This window comes from Streptomyces sp. NPDC048506 (genome assembly GCF_040651315.1).
Taxonomy (GTDB): Bacteria; Actinomycetota; Actinomycetes; order Streptomycetales; family Streptomycetaceae; genus Streptomyces.
On the sequence record NZ_JBEZIX010000056.1, the window covers coordinates 17,387 to 37,748 of the forward strand.

Below are 20,362 nucleotides of genomic sequence, written 5' to 3' on the forward strand. Positions count from 1 at the left end.
CTTGCCCTACAGGAGTGAACCGCCTTGTCCCTTCAGCCCGGTGATGCCCTCACCTCACACAACTTCGGCCTCCAGATCGACGGCGTGATGGTCGAATATCTCCAGGAGGTCAGCGGTCTGACCATGGAGCAGGACGTCATCGAGTACCAGCAGGTCTCGGCGGACGGAAAGCCCGTCGTGAAGAAGATGCCCGGCACGAAGAAGGCCGGTGAATGCACGGTCACCCGCGGCATGACGCAGAGCGGTGCGTTCAGCGAGTGGATCAACAAGTCCATTGCGGGCGACATGGGTTCGGCCCGTAAGAACGCCACGATCATGATGATGGACTACCAGAACAACCCCGTGAAGCGTTACAACATGCGCAATGCCTGGTGCAGCAAGGTCGAGACCAGTGGGGTCAAGGCAGGCGACGCCGCCGCACTGACCGAGCAGGTCACCATCGTCTTCGAAGAGCTGGTCATCGAGTAATGCGACGCGAGGGCCCGGCGGGGGCGCAACAGCAACGCGAGCCACTGCGTACGGAATTCGAGTTCGAGTTGCCGCGTGGATTCGTGGACGAGTCCGGGACCGTACACCGGAACGGCGCGATGCGGCTCGCGACGGCACGCGACGAACTGATCCCGCTGCGTGATGTGCGCGTGCGCGAGAACCCGGCGTATCTGTCGGTCGTGCTGCTGGGCCGGGTCATCACCCGGCTCGGGACGCTCGCATCCGTGCACGACGGGACGGTGGAGAACATGTTCGCCTCCGACCTGGCCTTTCTCCAGGACTTCTATCGGCAGATCAATGCGGAGGGGCACACGCGCGCGGCGGTGTCCTGCCCGCACTGCGAGGAGCCCTTCGAAGTGGAACTGGCCGGGAGCCGCCTGGGGGAATCGTGACGTACGCGACCGGGCGTATCGAGGAGGAAGTCGCCTATCTCGCCTACCACTTCCACTGGGGCATCGACGACATCCTCGACCTCGAACACGCCGACCGGCGCGCGTACGTGTCACAGATCGCCGCCCTGGTGGAGCGGGCTGAACGGGAGCAGTGACTGAGGATGGGGTTGTTCAGGTGGCGACGGGGGTCGCGGAGTGCCCAGGACACGCAGCGTGCGCATGAGTCCGGGGTCGGGGCGGCTGCGGACGCCTCTGCGGGGAGCGCGGACGGTGGCGGCGATGGCGGCTGGTCCGCCGTGCCGCCCATCCAGCGGGTCCTGGGGGCGCCGCGCACCGTCGCAGAGGCCGGCTTCGCCGCGTCGCTGAGCGCACACCGCAACCCCTCCTTCGGAGGGGAGCTGGGGCATGACGTCGGTGCCTCGGCACCCAGTGGTGTGGTGCGCGATGCGCTGGTGCCCATCGCCGGCCGCCCCGTCGACCTCGGGCTACCGGTCCTGCGGCTTCCCGTAGCAGGGCGGGTGGATGAGCCGACGGTCGGGAACGCGGGGTCGGCCTCCGGATTCGCTGCCGCGCGGCAGGTGAGCGCGGGTGCGGGGGGAGGCGCGGGCGCGAGGCGTGGTGCAGGTGCAGCTGCGGGTGCGGGTGCGGGTGCGCGGCAGGGCGTCGGGGCACGTTCCGGGCCTCAGCGCGGGCCCGGAGGTGGGACACAGCTGACGAGGACCCAGGGTGCGGCACGTACCGAGAACCGAGGTGCGGCACGTGTTGATACCCGAGGAACGGCACTTGCCGAGACCCGAGGATCGGCACCTACTGCGACCGGAGGAACGACACTTACTGAGACCCAGGAGGCAGCACGTGACGACACCCGAGGTGCGGCCGCGGTACAGCGGGCGACGTCACCTGGTGCGGCGCGTACCCCGACGGTTGCCGCACGCGCTCCTCGTCGGCCCGCTTCGGGGGGCGAGAAGTCCTCCGCGGCCCCGCGGAACGACACGCTGAGCGCAGCGTCGGCCGTGTCGCCGAACACGCCGTCGGTCGCCTCGGCGGCCGGGCCTTCCGTCGCTTCATCGGTCAGGCCTTCGGCCAGGCCTTCCGCCACGCCGTCTGTCACGCCTCCTGTCACGCCTGCCATGCAGTCCCGCATGCCATCGGGCGCCCTGCGCGATGGACGGCCCGGGTCGACCGTGGCCGAGCCGGCATCCGGGGGTGTTGGCGATGCGGGTGGGGGTGGCACGGTCCGGCCCGGTTCCGAGGTCGCGCCCAGTACTACGGCCGTGCCGAGTAGCAGTGGTGAGGCGGCCGCCCGCTCCACGTCGCGCGGGGGGAGGTCTGTCCTCCTCCCCTCAGCCCTGCCCGTAGCAAGGCCCGTACGGAAGGCCGTCGACGCGCGGTCACCGCTCACGTCGGCCGGCACGGTCGCGATGCCGCCGCGTCGGCTGCGGACAGCCACCTCGTCGCGCGCGGGGAGCAGCGACACCGCCCCCTCTCCCGCCGACACACCTTTGCAACGCACCGAAGCACCAGCGTCGACGGCCACGACGGATCCGGCAGCGGCACCTACCGCTGCACGACCCGACGTCCCCCAACGGGTCGTACAGCGGCGGGCGGCCGGCCCGCTCCGACCGATCGCCGCCAACCAGAACAGCTCGCCGGAGGCCGACCTGAGCACGGACGCGGCGTCTGGTACCAGCACGGCGCCGAGTGGTGACGCGACTCCGCAGGCTCCCGGCACAACAACGAGCGCAAGCCCTGCTGCGAACCCACGACCGGTTTCACCCAGGTCCGCGCCCGGGAGCAGGCCCCCACGCGCGGACGCCGGCAACAGCGGTCACGCAGCCCCGAGCTCAGCACCGACCCCCGCCGCGAGCCCGGCCCCGAGCGACGGCGCCCGAACGCGTCGGCCGGTCCAGCGAGCAGTTGGACGAGCCACCGACCGGCGCGTGCCGCGGACCACAGGAACCGGTGGAGCAGGTGGAACCGGTGGAGCAGGTGGAACCGGTCGAACAGGTGGTCAGCGTCTGGGACTTGGCGCTCCGCTGCTCCCGAGTGCGGGCACCACACACCCGGTGACGGACGTTGCAGCCGACGCGCAGCCGGTCCGGCCTTCGGCTGACGATGTCCGTACGCCGGGCCCCGGTCAGCCCTCGCCATCCGCGGTCCGACGGAAGCCACTGATCGGCGCACCCACCGAGTCCACCGCGATCCGTCGCCAGGGTGCTGCGCCGACGCATACACCCGCAGCGGCGGCGACTGCGACACCAAACGCGACGTCGACACCGGCCCCCGCCCCCGCCCCGTCCCCGGTGCAGCGTTCCGCGACGGCCGCCGAAGGTGCCACCCCCGTAGGGCCGTCGACAATGACACGTACATCGAGGGGCCGTGCACCGGGAGGCCGCCGTACATCAGAGAGCCACACACCGACCCCCCGTACGCCGGAATCCCACACACCGGAATCCCACAGGTTGGAATCCCACACATCGGATTCCCGTACTCCGCACTCCAACCCACAGGAATCCCCTACGCCGACGGTCCGAGTGCTGACCGCGAGCTCCCCCTTTCCTCCTCTCGCCGCTCCCCGCGCCGCCCGCCGAGCGCCGCTCGCCTCGGCACGTGCACTGGCCCCAAGCGCCCGGCAACGACCCACCGGGCAGCGGAGGCCGGAGTCCGTCGGCCCCACAGCGGTGCAGCGCTCAAGCGTGCATGCCGACGGCCCCGCACCCGCCATCCCCCTCCGCCCGGTGGCAAGCACGGACGGCGCCGCGAGCACGGCCGGCACAGCAGGACCGGCGCCCCGGCGAGCCGGGGGTGTGCCGGCCGTCGCCCTACAGAAGCCGGCCTCGGCGCCGGCACGGACACCGAACCCCATGCGCACTCCGACTCATACGGTCCGGACCTCACCGGCTCCTACGGTCCGGACCGCACCGGCTAGCTCGGTCCAGACCGCTCCTGCTCGTAACGTCCGTACCGCACCGGCCGCCCCCGGCATGCCCGTGGTGCGGCATGCGCCCACTGCTCCCGGTGCCCCGGCTCCGGCTCCGGCTCCGGCCACAACTTGGGCCCCGCGACCCCTCGCGCCGGCCGCCCCACCCAGACGATCGCCGTCAGGCACTCCCCCCGGGCCCGCCCCAGCGGGAACCCCCCGTCCGATCCAGCGCGCAGCCAGTTCTTCCACGACCGCCCCCACACCATCAGCACCCGCAGGAGCCGCCCCGAAGACCGCCCCGAAGACCCCTCCCACAGCCACCACAGCCGCCACAGCCACCGCCGCAACCACCACCTCCACCGACCCCACCGACCCCGCCGCGCTGGACGCCCTCGCCCGCCGGCTGGTGGCTCCGCTCTCCCGGCTGCTCCGTGCCGAGTTGCGCGGCGACCGCGAGCGCATCGGCCGGCTACGCGATCACGGGCGCTGATCCGCCCCGTCCACCAGCCGACCCCGCAGACCATCACCGACCACCACCACTTCACCCGAAAGACCATCCACCATGCCCCAGGCCCAGGACCCCGGCTCCACCGTCTTCTTCAAGCTGACCATCGACGGCCAGGACCTCGGCCTGTTCAACGGCTGTGACGGCCTGGCCTCCGAGGTGCAGGTGGAGCAGTGGCAGGAGGGCGGCAACAACGGCTTCGTCTGGCAGTTGCCCACCCGTGTGACGTTCTCCACGATCCGTCTCACCCGCCCCCTCACCGCCGACACCTCCCGCGTGGCCGCCTGGATCTCGTCCCTCGCCACCGGCATCAGCAGGCCCACCGCGCAGATCGCCGCCCTTCGCGCCGACGGCTCGGTCGTCGCGCAGTGGGGGCTGGTGGAGGTGCTGCCCGTGCGCTGGCAGGGGCCGAGCCTGGACCCGGCCAGTCCTGGTGTGGCGACCGAGACGCTGGAGATCGCGCACCACGGATTCACCGACGCGGGAGGTGCCTGAGATGGCCGCACCGACCGGTGGGAAAGCGGGCGCGAGCCTCGTACGGGCCGCCCTCGCGATCCACCAGCCCCCCACCGACCTCGGCGGCTCCATCGGCGGCCGCATCGGTGAGGTGGAGTTCCAGTTCAATCCGACCCAGTTGCAACTCGGGCGGGAGGCGGAGTGGCACACCCAGGCCGCGGTCGCCTATATGCGGGGTGCACCGCCCAAGTTCACCGGCACCCGGCCCGCCACGCTCCAGCTGGAGGTGTTCCTGGACGCCTCCGGCACACCGAATTCCGGAAAGGTGCAGAAGCAGATCGAACTGCTGCTGTCCTGCTGCGAGGTGACGGCACAGAGCGTCAATTCCAAGCGGCCGTCGCCGCCTTGGGTGCGGTTCTCCTGGGGGTCGTTCAACACGGTTCAGTTCGTGGCGTACGTGACGAGCGTCAGCGCCACGTACACGCTCTTCAACCCCACCGGCGAGCCGATCCGCGCCACCTGCACGCTGTCCCTCACCGAAGTGGCGATGCCCACCAAGGGGCAGAACCCCACCTCCGGTGCGCTCTCCGCACGGCGTATCCACCGCACGGTCGCGGGTGACTCGCTCGCCTCGCTGGCCTGGCGGGAGTACGGGGACGCCACTCGTTGGCGGCTGATCGCGGAGGCCAACGAGATCGACGATCCGATGCGGCTTCGGCCGGGCACGGAGCTGCTGCTGCCCGCCGCCGACGAAGGCCATCCCGAAGACCAGTCCCCGAGCAGTCCCGCACACGGTCCCACCGGCCGCCCCACCGGTCACCCGACATCCCACGAGGCCGCCCGATGATCAGCGAGAACCTGCGATGAGTGAGAACGATGAGTGAGAAGACGTACACCAGCGTCGTGCACGCCGAGATCGGCGGCGCACCTCTGCCCGACAAGCTCGCCGCCCTGCTCACCGCATGCTGGGTGGACGCGAGCGTCAATGTGCCGTCCGCCTTTCAGCTCACCTTCAGCGACACGGGATCGGACATCCTCAAGACCTTCCCGCAGCTCAAGGTCGGCGCGAAGGCGGTGCTGTCGCCGTTCACGGACGGGCAGCGCGGCACGCCCATGGTGACCGGCGAGGTCACCGCTCTCGAAGTGGACGCGGATGCGAGCGGCAAGTCACTGGTCGTTCGGGGGTACGACCCGGGGCACCGGCTGCTGCGCAACCGCCGCGTCGCGGGCTACCCCAACATGACCGCCAGCGACATCGTGCGCCGTCTGGCCGGCCTCAACGGCCTCTCCCTCGGCAAGGTGGACGCCACCCTCACCGTCTACGAGCTGGCCACCCAGCCCAACATCACCGACTGGGACTTTCTGACCCGCCTCGCCCAGGAGAACGACGCCCATCTCTCCTTCGACCCGAAGGGCAGGCTGCTGTTCGGCAAGCTCACCCCGGCCGCGTCGGCACCCGCCGACACCACACCCGCCGCGCAGAGCCCGTACGTCCTGGAGTTCGGCCACAACGCGCTGCACAGCCGCATCGCCGTCACCGCCGCCGGGCAGGTCGACAAGGCGGGCGCGCGCGGCTGGGACATGCGGGCCAAGCGTGCGCTGTCCGCGCAGTCCCCGGCCACGGCGAGCAAGGACATCGTCGCGGACATCGCTCCGGCGGCGCTCAGCAAGCCCTTCGGGGCGGCCGAACTGACTGCCACGGGCACGCCGTTCACCACTCAGGCCCAGGTCACCCATGCCGCGCGTGCGCTGGCCGACGATGTGGCGGGCTCCTTCGCGGAGCTGGAGGTGGCGGTGACCGGCAATCCTCAGCTGAAGCCGGGCCAGCCCGTCGCGCTCAAGGGCGCCGGTTTCCCCTTCGAAGGGAAGTACACGGCGACCGGCGTCCGCCATGTCTTCGAGTCCGGGCGGCAGTTCACCACCTGGCTGACCGTCTCGGGGCGGCAGTTCCGGTCGCTGTACGGGCTCGCGTCCGGCGGCGTGGATCCGGCGCCGCCGATGCCGGGCGTGGCCATGGCGCTGGTCAGCAATGCCAAGGACCCGCTGAAGCTGAGCCGGGTCAGGCTGCGCTTCCCCTGGCTGTCGGACACGTACGAGAGCGACTGGTGCCGGGTCGCGCAGCTGGGCGGCGTACGCGGCGGCGGTCTGATACTGCCCGAGGTGGGCGACGAGGTGCTTGTCGCCTTCGACCGGGGCTCGCTGGAACATCCGTACGTCCTGGCCGGGCTGTACAACGGCATCGACAAGCCGACGCCCAACACGGACGGGCTGCAACCGGTGGACCCGACCAGCGGCCGGATCAACTGGCGCTCCATCGCCTCGCGCAGCGGTCACACCGTCGAGCTCGTCGACGCCAAGTCCCGCATGAAGAGCGGCATCAGGCTTCAGACCGGCAACGGCAAGCTCACCGTCCACATGGACGAGACGCGCACCCAGGTCACCATCCGCAGCGACGGCTCCGTCTCCATCACCGGGACCCGGAACGTGAGCATCAAGGCGGGCGGCAATCTGTCGCTCACCGCGGGGGGTTCGCTGACGATGAGTGCCGGCGGGGCGGTCGACATCAAGGCGGGCGCGAAGTTCGGCGTCACGGCGGGCGCCGTGGCGGACATCAACGCGACCGGCGCCGTCAGCCTCAAGTCGGCCGGCGCGGTGACCGTCAACTCGGTCGGCGCGGTCTCCGTCAGCGCGGTCGGCGCGGTGGCCGTCAACGCGGGCGCCGCGGCAGCCATCAGCTCGCCGGCCACGGTCGCCTTGAGCGCGCCGGCCGTCCTGCGCAACGGCATTCCTTTCTAAGGGCTTGAGGGGCTTGAGGGGCTTGAGGGAGTTGAGGGAGTTGAGGGACATGCATCTCAAGGGGGTCACCGGACATGAGTGAACAGTTCGTCGGCGCGGGCTGGACCTTTCCGCTCCGTACGGACGCGGGCGGCGGCATCGCGCTGGCCCGCCGCGAGCGCGAGGTCGAGGAGTCGATCCGGCTCGTTCTCGCCACCGCGCCCGGCGAGCGCCCGATGCGGCCGGAGTTCGGCTGCGCCGTCCACGACATGGTCTTCGCGCCGGTCAACGAGGCGACGGCCGGGCGCATCCGCTACGAGGTGCGGTCCTCGCTGGACCGTTGGGAGCCCCGTATCGAGGTCCAGGACGTCGAGGTCAGCCCGGCGCCCGATGATCCGTCCGTGCTGTTCATCGACGTGCGCTACAGCGTGCGCGGCACCAACAATCCGCGCAGCCTCGTCTTCCCCTTCTATGTGATCCCGTCCACGGAGTCCGCCTCCACCGGATCCCTCGCGTCCACCGAAAGCGAAGCCTGATGGCCCTGCCCGCACCCCATCTCGACGACCGTCGCTTTCAGCAGTTCGTCGACGACGCCAAGCGCTATATCCAGCAGCGCTGCCCCGAGTGGACCGACCACAACGTCTCGGACCCTGGAGTGACCCTCATCGAGGCCGTCGCGCACATGGCCGACCAGATCGTCTACCGGCTCAACCGGGTGCCGGAGAAGAACCATCTGGCCTTCCTCGACCTGCTGGGCGTCACCCTCTTCCCGCCCTCCGCCGCCCGCGCCGACGTCACCTTCTGGCTCTCCGCTCCGCAGCCCGAGCCGGTCGTGCTGCCCGCCGGCACGGAGGTGGCCACCGGCCGGACCGAGACCGAGGAGGCGGTGGTCTTCGCCACCGAGGACGATCTGACCGTGGTCCCCTGCGAACTGGCCGCCGTACTGCGGCAGGAGGCAGGGACCACGCCCGAGGACTGTAGTCAGGACGTCTTCGCCGGCAGCGATGTGGCCGTCTTCGCGGCCGCCCCGCAGCCGGGCGACACCCTCCTGTTCGGGCTGTCGGCGGCGGTGCCGCGGTGCGCGGCCGTACTGCTGCTGGACAGCCGGGTCGACGGCGTCGGCGTCGATCCGCGCCAGCCACCGCTGCGCTGGGAGGCATGGACCGCCGACGGATGGGCGGAGTGCGAGGTCTCGGAGGACTCCACCGGCGGCCTCAACCGGCCCGGTGAGGTCGTGCTGCACATCCCGGCCGGACACACGGTCTCCCGCGTCGGCAGGACGGACGCCGCGTGGCTGCGCTGCCGGGTCGTCGAGGCCGCGCCCGGCCAGCCGTTCTACAGCGCCTCGCCGACCGTACGGTCCGCCTCCGCGTTCACCATCGGGGGAACGACGACGGTCGCACACGCCGTCGTGGTCCAGGACGAGCCGCTCGGCGAGTCCGCGGGCGTGCCCGGCCAGCGGGTGCGGCTGGCGCATGCGCCCGTTGTCGCCGACCGCCCGCCGCTGCGACTACAGGTCTCGGACGGGGACGGCTGGCAGGAGTGGCAGGTCGTCCCCGACTTCGCGTCCTCCGGCCCGCACGACCGGCACATCACGCTGGAGGAGGCGACCGGCGAGATCGCCTTCGGCCCCTCGGTACGCCAACCGGACGGCTCGGTAAGGCAGTTCGGGGCGGTTCCGGCCAAGGGCTCGGTGATCCGGGCCCCGTACTACCGCACCGGCGGCGGGCGGTCGGGCAATGTGGCGCGCGGCGCGATCCAGGCGCTGCGCAGCTCGATCCCGTACGTGGCGCGGGTGGAGAACCGCGAGGCGGCGCGCGGCGGGGTCGATGGCGAGACGGTGCAGGAGGCGAAGCTCCGCGCGCCGATCACGCTCCGGGCCCAGGAACGGGCCGTGACCGCCCGCGACTACGAGGAACTGGCGCGGCGCGCGGCCCCCGAGGCCGCCCGGATCGCCTGTCTCGCGGTCGATCCCGCCGAGCCCTCGACGGGCGCCGCGAGCGCGTCGGGTGCCGTGAGCCCGGCGGGTGCGGTGGCCGGCCAGTCCGGCGAGAACGCCGTCCGGGTCCTGGTCGTCCCCCAGGCCGTCCCCGACCGCGGCGGCCGGCTCCGCTTCGAACAGCTGGTGCCCGGTGAGGAACTCCTCGGCCGCGTCACGCAGTTCCTCGACGAGCGCCGGCCGGTGGGCACCCGCCTCGCGGTCGGCCCGCCCTTCTACCAGGGCGTCACCGTCGTCGCGACGCTGCACTCCTTCCGTGCGGCGAAAGCCGACCGCGTCCGCGCCGAGGCCCTGGACGCGCTCTACGCCTACCTCGACCCGCTGACCGGCGGAGCCCATGGCGACGGCTGGCCCTTCGGCCGCCCGCTGCGCTCCGGTGAGATCTTCGCGGCCCTACAGCGCGTCCCCGGAGTGGAACTCGTCGACGAGGTCCTCCTGCACCCCGCCGACCCGCTCACCGGCCGCCGCGGGGACGCCACCGACCGCATCGAACTCGCCCGCTCCGCACTGCTGTTCCCCTTCGACCACCGCGTCCGCGTGATCGAGGCCCGATGAGGGGCACACCCGCGGGGATGGCCTCGCCGCACCCACTGGGCGGGCAGCTCCCCGCGGTCTACGCCGACGACGACTTCGCCCAGCGCTTCGTCGAGGGCCTCGATGTCGTCCTCGCCCCCCTCTTCAACGTCCTGGACTGCCTGGAGAGCTACTTCACGCCCGCCCTCGCACCCGAGGACTTCGTCGACTGGCTGACCACCTGGGTCGGCACCGAACTCGACGGCACGGAACCGCTGGCCACCCGCCGCCGCGCCGTGGCCACGGCCGTCTCGCTGCACCGCGTGCGCGGCACCCGACGCGGCCTGTCGGAAGCCGTTCAACTGGCCTTCGGCGTACGCCCGGAGATCATCGAGAGCGGCGGGGCGACCTGGTCCCGGCGTCCGCTCGGCCCCTTCCCGGGCTCCCCGTACCCCGGCCTGCGGGTCACCCTGCGGGTCCGCGACCCCTCCGCCGTCGACCCGCACCGTCTGCACGCCGTCGTCGCAGCGGCCCGCCCCGCGCACCTCCCCTTCGCGGCCGAGGTGACCCACCTGCTCACCCCTGAAGGAACCTGACCCATGCCCACCGACCCCACCCTCTGCCCCGACTGCGGCTCCCCCGCCCCCCAGACAGGCCAGTCCTTCTGCGACTCCTGCGGGGCCTTCCTGCGCTGGGACCGTCCGGCGCCACCCTCGCCCACGGCGACTCCCGGGCGTACGGCCGCCGCGGCCCCTCCGACTCCCACGGCCCCCGCCGCAAACACCCCGGAATCCGCCCCCGGCCAGGGCACCCCGGACCCCCGTACGCAGTCCGGCTACACCACACCCACTCCCCCGACTACTCCAGCTCCCACTCCTCCCCATACTCATACTCCTGCTCCCGCCACCGGCCACGGCGCCCACCCGGCCGGCGTTCCGCAGCAGGGCGCAGACGCTGCCCCGACCGTCCCGCTCCCGTCAGCCGCCGCGAACCACGGGGACATGGGCCGGTCCCCGTCCGGCCCGGACCGCCAGGACGGCCCGGCCGCCCCCCGTCCCGCCGATGAAAGGGGCGTCTCCGAAACCGGCATCCGCGCCCTACTGGTCCCCGTACCGGGCTCCTCCCCCACCCCGCCCCCCGAGTCGCCCGGAGGCGTGCTGCCGGGCCGTCCCGACGTGGCCCGACCCCAGGTCCGCACCCCGCACGCGACCCCCGAGCACGGCGCACCGTGCCCGAGCTGTGGAGCGCTCAACGCGCCACGCCGGCACTTCTGCCGGAGCTGCGCCAGCCTCCTCGCCGACACCCCCGCGCCCCAGGCCGCCGAAGGCCCGTACGCCGGGGAGCGGCCGCGGCTGAACCGCGACCGCACCCGGTGGATCACCCGGGCAGTGGTGGCGGCGGTGATCGCGGCCGTCGTGGTCGGGGGAATCATCGGGGGGCCGCCGGCCGCGCGAGCCGTACAGGACCACTTCGCCAAGCGCGTCCCGGTACCCGCCGCCACCTGGAAGGCCTCCCACTCGGGCCCCAAGCACGATGCGAAGCTCGCGTTCGACAGCTACTCCAACACCTGGTGGGGGACGGGCTATTCGGGAAACTCTGACGGCCAGTACCTGGAGGCCGGCTTCGGCCAGCCCACCGACCTGCTGAACATTCTGATCACCCCCGGGGCCTCCGCACGCACCCCGCAGGCCACCGACCCGGCCCGTCCGCACGATTTCGACCTGATCGTGACCGACTCCGCGGGCAAGCAACACATCTCGCACCCCCGGATCAATGACGGCGGGGTACAGAAAATCGATGTGGCCGTACGGGATGCGATGACCGTTCGGCTGGTGCTGCACACCGCGTACGGCGCCACGGATGCAAGGCAAGTAGCCATCGCCGAGCTGGAGTTCTTCGGCCGGTCGGCGCAGTAGACGGTGGGAACGGGGCGGCTGCGGTCCGCGGCCGCCCATCCCGCCCCGGACTGAGGATCGTCCCCTCGCCACGGTGCGGGAAAAGGAGCAGCGACTCGGACGCCGCCCCACCGGGACACGCCATGCTCGGCCGGCCCCAGGCCCCAGGACCACCTGGGGCCTGGGCCTGGCGCCGGCCTCAGGCCCCTCAGACCACCGAGGCCCTCGGGCTGCGCGATGTAGCGCTGCCGGGCACCGGCTCGGAGGCATCGGCACCCAGAGCGACGATCCGGTTGTCCGCATCGACATGCACGACCTTCGGACGCAGCACGCGCGCCTCCGCATCGTCCACCTGGGCATAGCTGATCAGGATGACCAGATCCCCCGGGTGCACCAGATGCGCCGCCGCCCCGTTGATGCCGATGACACCCGAGTCCCGTTCGCCCTCAATGACGTACGTCTCAAGGCGGGCCCCGTTGTCGATGTCGACGATATGGACCAGCTCGCCGGGCAACAGGTCGGCAGCCTCCATCAGCGCGGCGTCGATGGTGACCGACCCCACGTAGTGCAGATCAGCTTCGGTCACCGTGGCCCGATGGATCTTGGACTTGAACATCGTGCGCATCATCGAGGTACTCCCGAATCTAGGCTCCCTGCCTGCGTTATTGCAGGTCAAGGGCGGTTTCCCCACCCTACAACGAGTCGCATGTCCGGGCAGCAATCCCCAGGTTTTGCAGGACTCACGCTTACCACTTGCCAACTTCCCTGACGCGCCGTCAGGGCGGATGGCGAGGGCTGCACCACCCCATCTACTCCCCTACCGCGACGACATCGCCAGCCTGAGCAACGCTCCCCGGAGGATCGGCTGAAGTGGATCACTGGCAAGCCGTAGCCTGCCCCGCCCGCCGGGGCGGGGCTCACACGCCGCGGCGGGCGCGGATCGGGCAGGAGATGCAGCGCCTTGCGAGCTGACGGTGAGGGGTCGTGTTCTGCCGCCGCCCCGCATCCACGCTGCAACCCCTGCCTGACCAAACTGATTGCAGTCACTGCATTTTTTGCATAGTCTGCAAATCATGAGAGCGAGTGGACGACGGCGAGAACGGCAGCGGGTGGCCAAACGCGCGGCGATCCGTGCGGCGGCGGTGCGACTGGCTCTGGAGCACGGGCTGGAAGCGGCGACAGTGGATGCCATTAGTGAAGCCGCCGACATCTCACCTCGGACGTTCTTCAACTACTTCGCCACCAAGGACGAAGCGTTCTCCATCGAGCCGCATCAATGGACGACCGAGGAGATCGTCGGGGAACTGCGGGACCGCCCGGCCGGCGAGGCGCCTGCCGAGTCGATGCGCGCGGTGATCAAGGCGATGGCGGAAGCCGCAGGCTTCGCGCACTTCGCCCAAGAATGGGAACTGCTCCAGGAGTTGTACCGCCGACACCCCGAACTGTTCGCACGGATCCGCGTCACCCAAGTAGACGCCACGATCACAGCGCTGACCGACATGCTCGCGGCTCGGATCGGCACCGACCCCACCCAGGACTTGTATCCCGCGATGCTGGTGAACGCCTCTTTCGCGGCGCTACAGACCGCCGAAAACCTCTTCCGTACCCACGGCGGCGCCCTGGACGCGCTCATCGACGAAGCATTCAACCTGCTGGTGCGCGGACTGTAGCCAGCGCCCGGCCAACCTATGGAGGCACCGACATGGCGGAACACACCTACGACGAGGAAATGGCTCTGGGGAGGCAGTGCCTGCAAGACCGAGACTGGCCCGGCGCCTACCGGCATTTCGGCAAGGCGCACGGACTGGGTCACGACGTCCGCAGCCAGCATCTCGCCGCGCACCGCGGGATGCTCACGGCCGGATGGAAAGCACACAGCCCCACACGCGTAGCCCTCCAGTTATTCCTGTGGACAGCCGCGTTCCTCTTCGAGCGAGGCACCTCAACCGCCCTGCCGCGCTCCTCCTGAAGGCCGTTCACGGCGAACGCTTCGACGTGCTTGTCTTCCCGTGAAGGCCCACCCGGCCTGATGGCAGGCAGGCCCTCACTACGCCCGATGATGCGCGACTTCGGTGGCGCCGGTGTTCCCCCAGGCAAAGCACTTCGATGCTCCCAACGCAAGGACTCGGATCACGGATCGTGGAGTTGCGCAGCCTGCCGGGGCTGGGGCGAACCTGGCACCAACGAAGTCAACCCCCGATGGACTTCCGGAGCTGACCACTACTGATGTTTTCGTTAGTTCGGTGGGTGTGGTGGGTGGATGGTCAGCCCTGTGTGGGTGAGGAAGGACCAGGGGAGTTGGTCGTTTTGACTGATGCGGTGGATGCCGCGTTCGGTGGCGTCGGCGACGTCCGCGAGGTGGTCGCCGGCGAGGTTGGCGAGTTCGCGTGTCTTGATCGCTGACCACAGCAGTTCCACGGGGTTGAGCTCGGGTGCGTAGGCGGGGAGTCGTTCCAGCGCCAGCCAGTCCTGTTCGGCGACCCAGGCACGCATGTTCCGGCTCCAGTGGGCGGACAGTCCGTCCCAGACCAGTACCACCTGTTCCCCGGTGTAGAACGTTTTGACAGGAGGTCTTCAAATGGCTGGAGCAACAAAAGATCCATTAGACATTTCACCGGCCCCGCCCTTTGCAATCTACTCAATCCCCCCTCCACATCAATGGCCAGGGCTGGCGGGCCACAGCGGACTCGTCGGCAGCTACCGCGGCGCCAGCCGCCAGCCCGGCCTATAGCAACCTTGCAGTCCAGTTCTCCCATGAGATGGCTCGATCCGCCGCGGCTTTGCTCCCTCTCTTCGACGTGTAGGTACTCACCTCAAACCACCTCCAGTGCCGACTTTGGGCCGGGAGTGGTGCAGCATTGGATCTTGGTGGATAAACCAGCAGCTGTGGACAACTCGACCACCCTCAGGAGTGGACGCTCGGGGTTGCGGCCTCAGGGAGTCGGTGTTGATGTTGAGGTGCCAAAGACACTGCCCTCAGAGCCCTCTCGGCCGATGCCCAGACGCCCTGGAAAGGAAGTAGGCATGGAAGGCGCACACCACAGTCTCCACGCTGATGTCCTGGTGATCGGCTACGGCAAGGGGGGCAAGACGGTGGCCGCGAAGCTGGGCCACCTCGGGAAGCGCGTCGTGCTCGTGGAGCGGTCGGACCGGATGTACGGAGGTACCTGTCCCAACGTCGGCTGTGTGCCGTCGAAGGCACTCGTTCACCACGCTATGAATCGCCGGCCGGAAGACCCGGCGCAGGAGTGGTACGAGCGTTCCGTTGCCAAGGTCCAGGCGGTGACCAAGATGATGCGCGACGGCAACTACGAGGGGCTGAACGGCATGGAGACCGTCACGGTCATCACTGGTCAGGCCGCATTTGTCGACCCCCGCACCGTCGCAGTCCAGGCGGGCGGCGAACACCGTACGGTCACCGCCGACACCATCTTGATCAATACCGGCGCCGAGCCGATCATCCCCGACATCCCCGGCCTGCGCGACAGTCAGTACATCGTCACCAGCACCGAACTGATCGAGACCACCGTCCTGCCCGAACGACTGACGATCATCGGTGGCGGATACCTCGGCCTGGAGTTCGCCGCGATCTACCAACGGTTCGGCTCACAGGTGACCGTGCTTGAGGCCGCCCCCAAGATCCTGGGTCGGCTCGACGACGACGTCGCCGCCGTCGCCCAGGACATCCTCACCGACGAGGGCATCGACATTATTACTGGCGCCCAGGTGAGACATGTCCGTGACGGGGACGGCGGCGCGACCGTCGTCTACGACATGGACGGCCACCAGCACTCCGTAACGGCCGACGCGATTTTGGCTGCCACCGGCCGCGCCCCGGCCACCCGTGAGCTCGCCCTGGAGGCGGCTGGGGTCCGTACCACCGAGCGGGGCGCGGTCAAGGTCGACGAGTACTTGCGAACCAGCCAGCCGCACATCTACGCCCTCGGCGACGTCAACGGCGGTCCGCAGTTCACCTACATCTCCCTCGACGACAGCCGCATCGTTCTCGACCAGCTCCTCGGCGAGGGGAAGCGCTCCGCGGCGGACCGGGTGGCCATCCCGCACACACTGTTCATGACCCCGCCGTTGGCGACCATTGGGCTGACCGAAAAGGAGGCTCGCGCGGCCGGACGCCGGGTGAAAATCGCCAGCCAGCCGGTCGCCGAGATCACCGCCATGCCGCGCGCCTACATCGTCGAGGACCCCCGCGGTGTCATGAAGTTCGTCCTCGACGCCGACACCGACGACATCCTCGGTGCCACTCTGCTCAGCATCGACGCACAGGAACTCATCAACACCGTCGCACTCGCCATGCGGCACGGAGTCAAGGCGGCCGAACTCCGCAACGCCGTCTACCAACACCCCACCTCCACCGAAGCCTTCAACGACGTACTCGCCACCATCGTCCGAGCCGACTGACCACAAGCTGCTCAAATCTCGGCCTCCCTTGGATGTGCTGCCGCCCGGGCGGAGCCACCTTCCGCCTCCAGAAGAGCAGCCACGGTCCGCCGGTGGGTGCAGGGCGTTCGACGGCTGCCCCCGATCGGGTGACTTCGCTGAGCTTGCCTATAGGACTGCGGCCCGATACGCCACTCTTGCCACGATTGGCCCGAGTGTCGCCCCGGTTCACTCAGGGCGACTCGTCCAAACAGTGCAGGTAGCCGGAGTGAGCCGCGGCATGGAGACGTACGAATCGCTGAACTTGGAGCCCAAGCCGATCCGCCCACACATCCTCGCCGCCGCGACGACCCCAGACCTGGCCTTCGATCGGATCGGCGCACATTGCGCACACGGCTGAGCCACGCCGCTGCGGGGGTGGAGCCGCTGCTCGCAGCGCCCGTGCCGCCCGGGTCTCGACCGACCCGTCAGGCCGCCCGCGTCACGGTGACCGGCGAGAGCGGCGTCACCACGTACGACCGCAGATCGTCCGGAGTCGCCCTGTGCTGCTGGCCCTCCTGCCCCCGCGTACGGGGATCTCGCTGTTCATGCGCGGAAGCGTAGGGCCGTCATGTGCGCTCGGCCAGCCGGGCGGTGCGGCGGGGTCAGGGGTCGGGGATGTCGTACGGGTCCTCGTACAACCCGCCCGCGTAGCGCTTCAGGGCGTCGTGGAGCTCCTCGGGGTCGACAGTGCGCGGGCTGGTGGCGTCGTCCCGGTAGACCCAGAGGCCGCCGCCCTCCCGCCCTTCGGCGCCGTGCATGGTGCGCCAGGCCGCGGAGGGCTCGTTGGCCGGACGGAACCACACGGCGAGGGCAGCGGGTTCCGTCCCCTTCGGGTGCTCGACGGCGATGCGCTCCAGCGCGCCCCACCGGAGGGTGAAGGTCCTCGGTCCGCGCGTTTCGAGGGTGCCGTCCTCGGCGACGCGGTACTGCTGGTTCCCCCGCCAGCTGCTGACGGTGAGACCGTGCGCGTCGAGGGTGACCACGTCCGACTTGGCGCGGGCTCCGGCGATCAGGCCCACCAGCCAGCAGACGAAGCCGAGGAGGCCGCTGAGCACCGCGGCCCCCAGCGCGGCGTTCCCCAGGCGGTTGTGGCCGACGAGTTCCAGCGACCCCAGGCTCAGGATCGGGGCGGGGAAGGTGAGGGCGGAGAGGACCGCGCCGATCCCGAAGCCCGCGTACGATCCGATCTTCCCCGCAGCCAGCGAGTAGGCCCTCACGATCCCGCCCTGTTTGTTGGCGACCGTCACGGACTCCCCCGGCGGGACCTGGTCCCAGGGTTTCGTCTTCCGCTCGGGAGGGTTCGCGACCGTCACGGACTCCCCCGGCGGGACCTGGTCCCAGGGTTTCGTCTTCCGCTCAGGAGGGTTGGACGGCGGGGTCAGCAGCTCCCGCGCCGCGTCCACGGTGGGGCGCCGGGCCGGGTCCTTCTCCAGGAGAGCGAGGAGCAGCGGGGCCAGCGCTCCGGCCCGCTCCATCGGCCTCGGCTCCTCCGTCAGCGCGGCGGTGGGGTTCTCCGGGCGGAACGGCAGGACGCCCTCCAACGCCTCGTACAGCATCACGCCCAGCGAGAAGAGGTCGGCGCGGCCGTCGCTCTCGGCTCCCTGCCAGCGTTCCGGTGCCATGTAGCCGGGCGAGCCGATGACGAGGGTGGTGCGGGTGAGCCGGGGGTCGGTCTGCGCGACGGCGATACCGAAGTCGGCGAGCAGGACCGAACCGTCCGCGGCGAGCAGCACGTTGGCCGGCTTGACGTCGCGGTGCACGACGCCGGCCCGGTGCGCGGCGCCCAGCGCGCCGAGCAGCGCCTCGGCGACGCGGGCCGCCCGCTCCGGATCCAGCGGGCCGTCGTCCCTCAACTCCTCGGCGAGGGAGTGCCCGTCGACCCACTGCATGACGATCCAGGGAACGCGCCACGGGCCTTCGTCGACCTCGACGACGTCGTACACGGTGACGATGTGCGGGTGGTCGCGCAGCCGGGCGGCGTGCCGGGCCTCGCGGGCGGCGCGGGCCAGCAGCACCGCGCGCGCCTCGTCGGGCAACGCCCCGTCCAGGCGCACCTGTTTGACCGCGACGTCCACCCCGAGCACCGGATCGTGCGCCTGCCAGACCTGGCCGAAGCCGCCGGCACCAAGCAGGCGGGTCAAGGTGTAGCGTCCGCCGATCGCCGTGCCGGGCCGTGCCTCCGCTGCCATCGCTCTCCCAACTCCGGTCCTTCGCCGCGGATCGCCGTGGTACGGCGGGGAACAGGATAGGGACGCTCTCCTTGTCGGGGGCGGCTTTCACAGGATCGCTACGCGGCGCCGTCATGCAACGGAGGGTTGCACTGGCGGACGCGCACTTCGCCGCCGCGGCAATCGATCGCAGTACCTGGCCGCAGCACTGCTTCACGGACGTCGCCCAAGCAAGGGCAGGAGCCTCGGCCAAGCCTGCTCCGAGCGGTTCCCGGAGGCACTGTTGTCGTTGTTGTACGCGCCCATGCCCGCCCGCTTCAACTGGCCTGCACGGTCGTGTGATTGCCTTGCGCACGTGTACGGCAACGCTGCCGATCATCCGGACCGGGTGCGCCGGAATCCGTCGGACATGACGGCTGCGGAGTGGGCGGCCATCCGGCCGTTGCTGCCGTGCCGGCCCGGCTCCAGGGCAGAGGCGGACAGCCGGAAGGCCACTGCCACCGCCAGATGCTGTGGTGCGGATCCGGGCTGACATCGTGACCGGGTACCGGCTGGTTGGGGACCATTCGGGCTCCTGACGAAACGGCTCGTGGGCGCGCTGTCGATGGGTTGAGAGCCCGCTCGCGTTTCGCGCACTGGGTAAGGGTTTTCGTATGTTCCCTGGGCACTGGCAGGATGTCGCGATGGCTTCGATCTCACCTGTACCTTCGGTCGTTCCCGCCGGCCGGATGGCCCGAAACCCTCAGCCCGTGCTCGGGCTGCCGAAGGGCCTTGAGTTGCGCCCGTGGCACACTCGGGACGCCGAGGTCCTCGTGACCGCCAGCCAGGATCCAGCCATCCGGAAATGGAACCGCCTGGTCGTGGGGTCGTTGGATGACGCGTGCCGGAGGATCGACCGTATGCACGAACGCTGGCGCGCCGAGCAGTCCGCGATCTGGGCCATCGGCCGGGCGCACGGAGGCGAGGCCCTCGGCCTGATCGGGTGGGGGGACATCGACCTCGACGACGGCAACGCCGAGATCGTCTACTGGGTCCTGCCGACGGCACGCGGCGGCGGTGTCGTCGTCGATGCGACGAAGCGCCTCAGCCGGTGGGCCCTTGAGGACCTGGGCCTGCACCGCCTGCGCCTGTGCCACTCGACCGCGAACCCGGCGTCCTGCCGCGTGGCGGAGAAGGCCGGTTACTCCTTCGAGGGCACCCAGCGCAGCGCCCTGCTCCATGAGGACGGGTGGCACGACGAACACCTGCACTCCTTGGTGCAAGGAGACCTGTGAGGCGTCTACAGGTCGTCGCCGGCGTAGGAGAGGTCGAAGCTCTTGTTGGTCAGCGGGAAGTCCGGGACGATCGTGTCGTTCAGGGCGACCGGCAGCGCGGGCCAGTTGAAGAAGGACGGGTCTACGGGCTTGTCCCGCTTGAGGGTGCCGTCGGCGGTGAGCTCGACGCGGGTGGCAGGAGCGTGCGGTGGCAGTGCCGTAGAGGCGTGTGCTGGTGACGGTTTCGCTGTCCGGGGTGCCCCAGGTGTCGGGCCGTCCGAAGACGCACTCGTCGCCGTGCCGAGGTGTGCGGCCCAGGGTGTGCGGCTGCCGGGGCGGGGCGGCCCTTCGCAGGACTCGGTCCGACAGCATCCGGGCCGGCACCTTCACGGGCAGGTCGCCCAGCACGCGGAGCACATGCTCAGAGGAAGACCGCTTCCGCGTACGGCAGTTACCAGACCGAGTGATCAAGTTCGACGCACCATTCGACGTCGAACGTTAAAGATCAAGCTAGGGCCTGCTGCAAAAGTGCTGGTGCGCTGAGCGCAGTCACC

General features: G+C 70.3%; 19 protein-coding genes and 1 pseudogene. 15 read left to right on the forward strand and 5 right to left on the reverse strand.

The genetic code is table 11. The features are described 5' to 3' along the window. Window positions 1–24: 24 nt before the first annotated feature. The 10 genes from AB0C96_RS34625 (at window position 25) to AB0C96_RS34670 (ending at window position 11,968) form a co-directional block, all read left to right on the forward strand. Window positions 25–468 carry a phage tail protein gene (locus AB0C96_RS34625; protein ID WP_018087540.1) on the forward strand — a complete coding sequence of 148 codons (444 nt, stop codon included), beginning with the start codon at window positions 25–27 and terminating at the stop codon, window positions 466–468. Further along, on the forward strand, window positions 468–881 hold the full coding sequence (locus AB0C96_RS34630) for a hypothetical protein (protein WP_362923096.1): 414 nt from the start codon (window positions 468–470) through the stop codon (window positions 879–881). The genes AB0C96_RS34625 and AB0C96_RS34630 overlap by 1 nt, the downstream gene beginning before the upstream one ends. Further along, complete coding sequence (locus AB0C96_RS34635) at window positions 878–1,036, forward strand: DUF6760 family protein (protein ID WP_164764585.1); 159 nt, start codon at window positions 878–880, stop codon at window positions 1,034–1,036. The genes AB0C96_RS34630 and AB0C96_RS34635 overlap by 4 nt, the downstream gene beginning before the upstream one ends. A gap of 3,330 nt (window positions 1,037–4,366) precedes the next feature. Beyond that, entirely contained in the window at window positions 4,367–4,804 is a 438-nt protein-coding gene (locus tag AB0C96_RS34640; RefSeq protein ID WP_362923098.1) for a phage tail protein, read from the forward strand. Window position 4,805: 1 nt separating this feature from the next. Then, window positions 4,806–5,612 carry a LysM peptidoglycan-binding domain-containing protein gene (locus tag AB0C96_RS34645; protein WP_362923100.1) on the forward strand — a complete coding sequence of 269 codons (807 nt, stop codon included), beginning with the start codon at window positions 4,806–4,808 and terminating at the stop codon, window positions 5,610–5,612. Between the two features lie 29 nt (window positions 5,613–5,641). Then, entirely contained in the window at window positions 5,642–7,561 is a 1,920-nt protein-coding gene (locus AB0C96_RS34650) for a VgrG-related protein (RefSeq protein WP_362923102.1), read from the forward strand. Between the two features lie 74 nt (window positions 7,562–7,635). Next, complete coding sequence (locus AB0C96_RS34655; RefSeq protein WP_362923103.1) at window positions 7,636–8,076, forward strand: GPW/gp25 family protein; 441 nt, start codon at window positions 7,636–7,638, stop codon at window positions 8,074–8,076. Further along, window positions 8,076–10,094: a putative baseplate assembly protein gene (locus AB0C96_RS34660; protein WP_362923105.1), complete on the forward strand. Its 2,019-nt coding sequence runs from the start codon at window positions 8,076–8,078 to the stop codon at window positions 10,092–10,094. Before AB0C96_RS34655 ends, AB0C96_RS34660 begins: the two co-directional genes overlap by 1 nt. Further along, entirely contained in the window at window positions 10,091–10,648 is a 558-nt protein-coding gene (locus AB0C96_RS34665) for a phage tail protein (protein ID WP_362923107.1), read from the forward strand. The genes AB0C96_RS34660 and AB0C96_RS34665 overlap by 4 nt, the downstream gene beginning before the upstream one ends. Window positions 10,649–10,651: 3 nt before the next feature. Next, the gene (locus AB0C96_RS34670; protein WP_362923109.1) at window positions 10,652–11,968 is read left to right on the forward strand and encodes a hypothetical protein; all 1,317 of its coding nucleotides are present in this window, start codon (window positions 10,652–10,654) and stop codon (window positions 11,966–11,968) included. A 187-nt stretch (window positions 11,969–12,155) separates the two neighbouring features. Here AB0C96_RS34670 and panD read toward each other — a convergent pair whose 3' ends face one another. Further along, complete coding sequence (panD, locus tag AB0C96_RS34675) at window positions 12,156–12,575, reverse strand: aspartate 1-decarboxylase (protein WP_362923111.1); 420 nt, start codon at window positions 12,573–12,575, stop codon at window positions 12,156–12,158. Window positions 12,576–13,056: 481 nt separating this feature from the next. On the opposite strand from panD, the gene AB0C96_RS34680 reads away from it, so the two are divergent. Then, window positions 13,057–13,617: a TetR family transcriptional regulator gene (locus tag AB0C96_RS34680; protein ID WP_362923112.1), complete on the forward strand. Its 561-nt coding sequence runs from the start codon at window positions 13,057–13,059 to the stop codon at window positions 13,615–13,617. Between the two features lie 32 nt (window positions 13,618–13,649). Beyond that, a complete protein-coding gene (locus tag AB0C96_RS34685) occupies window positions 13,650–13,916 on the forward strand; it encodes a DUF3703 domain-containing protein (RefSeq protein ID WP_362923114.1) in 267 nt (88 codons plus the stop codon). Window positions 13,917–14,182: 266 nt separating this feature from the next. Here the strand turns inward: AB0C96_RS34685 and AB0C96_RS34690 are convergent, their stop codons facing one another. Next, complete coding sequence (locus AB0C96_RS34690; protein ID WP_362923116.1) at window positions 14,183–14,440, reverse strand: transposase; 258 nt, start codon at window positions 14,438–14,440, stop codon at window positions 14,183–14,185. 531 nt (window positions 14,441–14,971) lie between these two features. On the opposite strand from AB0C96_RS34690, the gene AB0C96_RS34695 reads away from it, so the two are divergent. Continuing rightward, entirely contained in the window at window positions 14,972–16,366 is a 1,395-nt protein-coding gene (locus AB0C96_RS34695) for an FAD-dependent oxidoreductase (RefSeq protein WP_362923118.1), read from the forward strand. A 259-nt stretch (window positions 16,367–16,625) separates the two neighbouring features. Then, window positions 16,626–16,745, forward strand: coding sequence for a DUF6004 family protein (locus tag AB0C96_RS34700; protein WP_362923120.1), 120 nt, complete (start codon window positions 16,626–16,628; stop codon window positions 16,743–16,745). Between the two features lie 244 nt (window positions 16,746–16,989). On the opposite strand, the gene AB0C96_RS34705 is transcribed toward AB0C96_RS34700, so the two are convergent. Together AB0C96_RS34705 and AB0C96_RS34710 are read right to left on the reverse strand one after the other, a co-directional pair. Continuing rightward, entirely contained in the window at window positions 16,990–18,576 is a 1,587-nt protein-coding gene (locus AB0C96_RS34705) for a serine/threonine-protein kinase (RefSeq protein WP_362923122.1), read from the reverse strand. A 354-nt stretch (window positions 18,577–18,930) separates the two neighbouring features. Continuing rightward, a complete protein-coding gene (locus AB0C96_RS34710) occupies window positions 18,931–19,056 on the reverse strand; it encodes a hypothetical protein (protein WP_362923124.1) in 126 nt (41 codons plus the stop codon). A 227-nt stretch (window positions 19,057–19,283) separates the two neighbouring features. On the opposite strand from AB0C96_RS34710, the gene AB0C96_RS34715 reads away from it, so the two are divergent. Beyond that, window positions 19,284–19,829 carry a GNAT family N-acetyltransferase gene (locus tag AB0C96_RS34715; protein WP_362923126.1) on the forward strand — a complete coding sequence of 182 codons (546 nt, stop codon included), beginning with the start codon at window positions 19,284–19,286 and terminating at the stop codon, window positions 19,827–19,829. A gap of 177 nt (window positions 19,830–20,006) precedes the next feature. Here AB0C96_RS34715 and AB0C96_RS34720 read toward each other — a convergent pair. Next, window positions 20,007–20,216, reverse strand: a pseudogene (locus tag AB0C96_RS34720) (transposase); the annotation flags it as partial. Window positions 20,217–20,362 lie beyond the last annotated feature (146 nt).

Excerpts from the sequence above, each read along its gene's own strand:
- AB0C96_RS34630 (WP_362923096.1), top strand. The coding sequence starts at position 468 with ATGCGACGCGAGGGCCCGGCGGGGGCGCAACAGCAACGCGAGCCACTG.
- AB0C96_RS34640 (WP_362923098.1), top strand. The coding sequence starts at position 4,367 with ATGCCCCAGGCCCAGGACCCCGGCTCCACCGTCTTCTTCAAGCTGACC.
- AB0C96_RS34645 (WP_362923100.1), top strand. The coding sequence starts at position 4,806 with ATGGCCGCACCGACCGGTGGGAAAGCGGGCGCGAGCCTCGTACGGGCC.
- AB0C96_RS34650 (WP_362923102.1), top strand. The coding sequence starts at position 5,642 with ATGAGTGAGAAGACGTACACCAGCGTCGTGCACGCCGAGATCGGCGGC.
- AB0C96_RS34655 (WP_362923103.1), top strand. The coding sequence starts at position 7,636 with ATGAGTGAACAGTTCGTCGGCGCGGGCTGGACCTTTCCGCTCCGTACG.
- AB0C96_RS34660 (WP_362923105.1), top strand. The coding sequence starts at position 8,076 with ATGGCCCTGCCCGCACCCCATCTCGACGACCGTCGCTTTCAGCAGTTC.
- AB0C96_RS34665 (WP_362923107.1), top strand. The coding sequence starts at position 10,091 with ATGAGGGGCACACCCGCGGGGATGGCCTCGCCGCACCCACTGGGCGGG.
- AB0C96_RS34670 (WP_362923109.1), top strand. The coding sequence starts at position 10,652 with ATGCCCACCGACCCCACCCTCTGCCCCGACTGCGGCTCCCCCGCCCCC.
- panD (WP_362923111.1), bottom strand. The coding sequence starts at position 12,575 with ATGATGCGCACGATGTTCAAGTCCAAGATCCATCGGGCCACGGTGACC.
- AB0C96_RS34685 (WP_362923114.1), top strand. The coding sequence starts at position 13,650 with ATGGCGGAACACACCTACGACGAGGAAATGGCTCTGGGGAGGCAGTGC.
- AB0C96_RS34690 (WP_362923116.1), bottom strand. The coding sequence starts at position 14,440 with ATGCGTGCCTGGGTCGCCGAACAGGACTGGCTGGCGCTGGAACGACTC.
- AB0C96_RS34695 (WP_362923118.1), top strand. The coding sequence starts at position 14,972 with ATGGAAGGCGCACACCACAGTCTCCACGCTGATGTCCTGGTGATCGGC.
- AB0C96_RS34700 (WP_362923120.1), top strand. The coding sequence starts at position 16,626 with ATGGAGACGTACGAATCGCTGAACTTGGAGCCCAAGCCGATCCGCCCA.
- AB0C96_RS34705 (WP_362923122.1), bottom strand. The coding sequence starts at position 18,576 with ATGGCAGCGGAGGCACGGCCCGGCACGGCGATCGGCGGACGCTACACC.
- AB0C96_RS34715 (WP_362923126.1), top strand. The coding sequence starts at position 19,284 with ATGGCCCGAAACCCTCAGCCCGTGCTCGGGCTGCCGAAGGGCCTTGAG.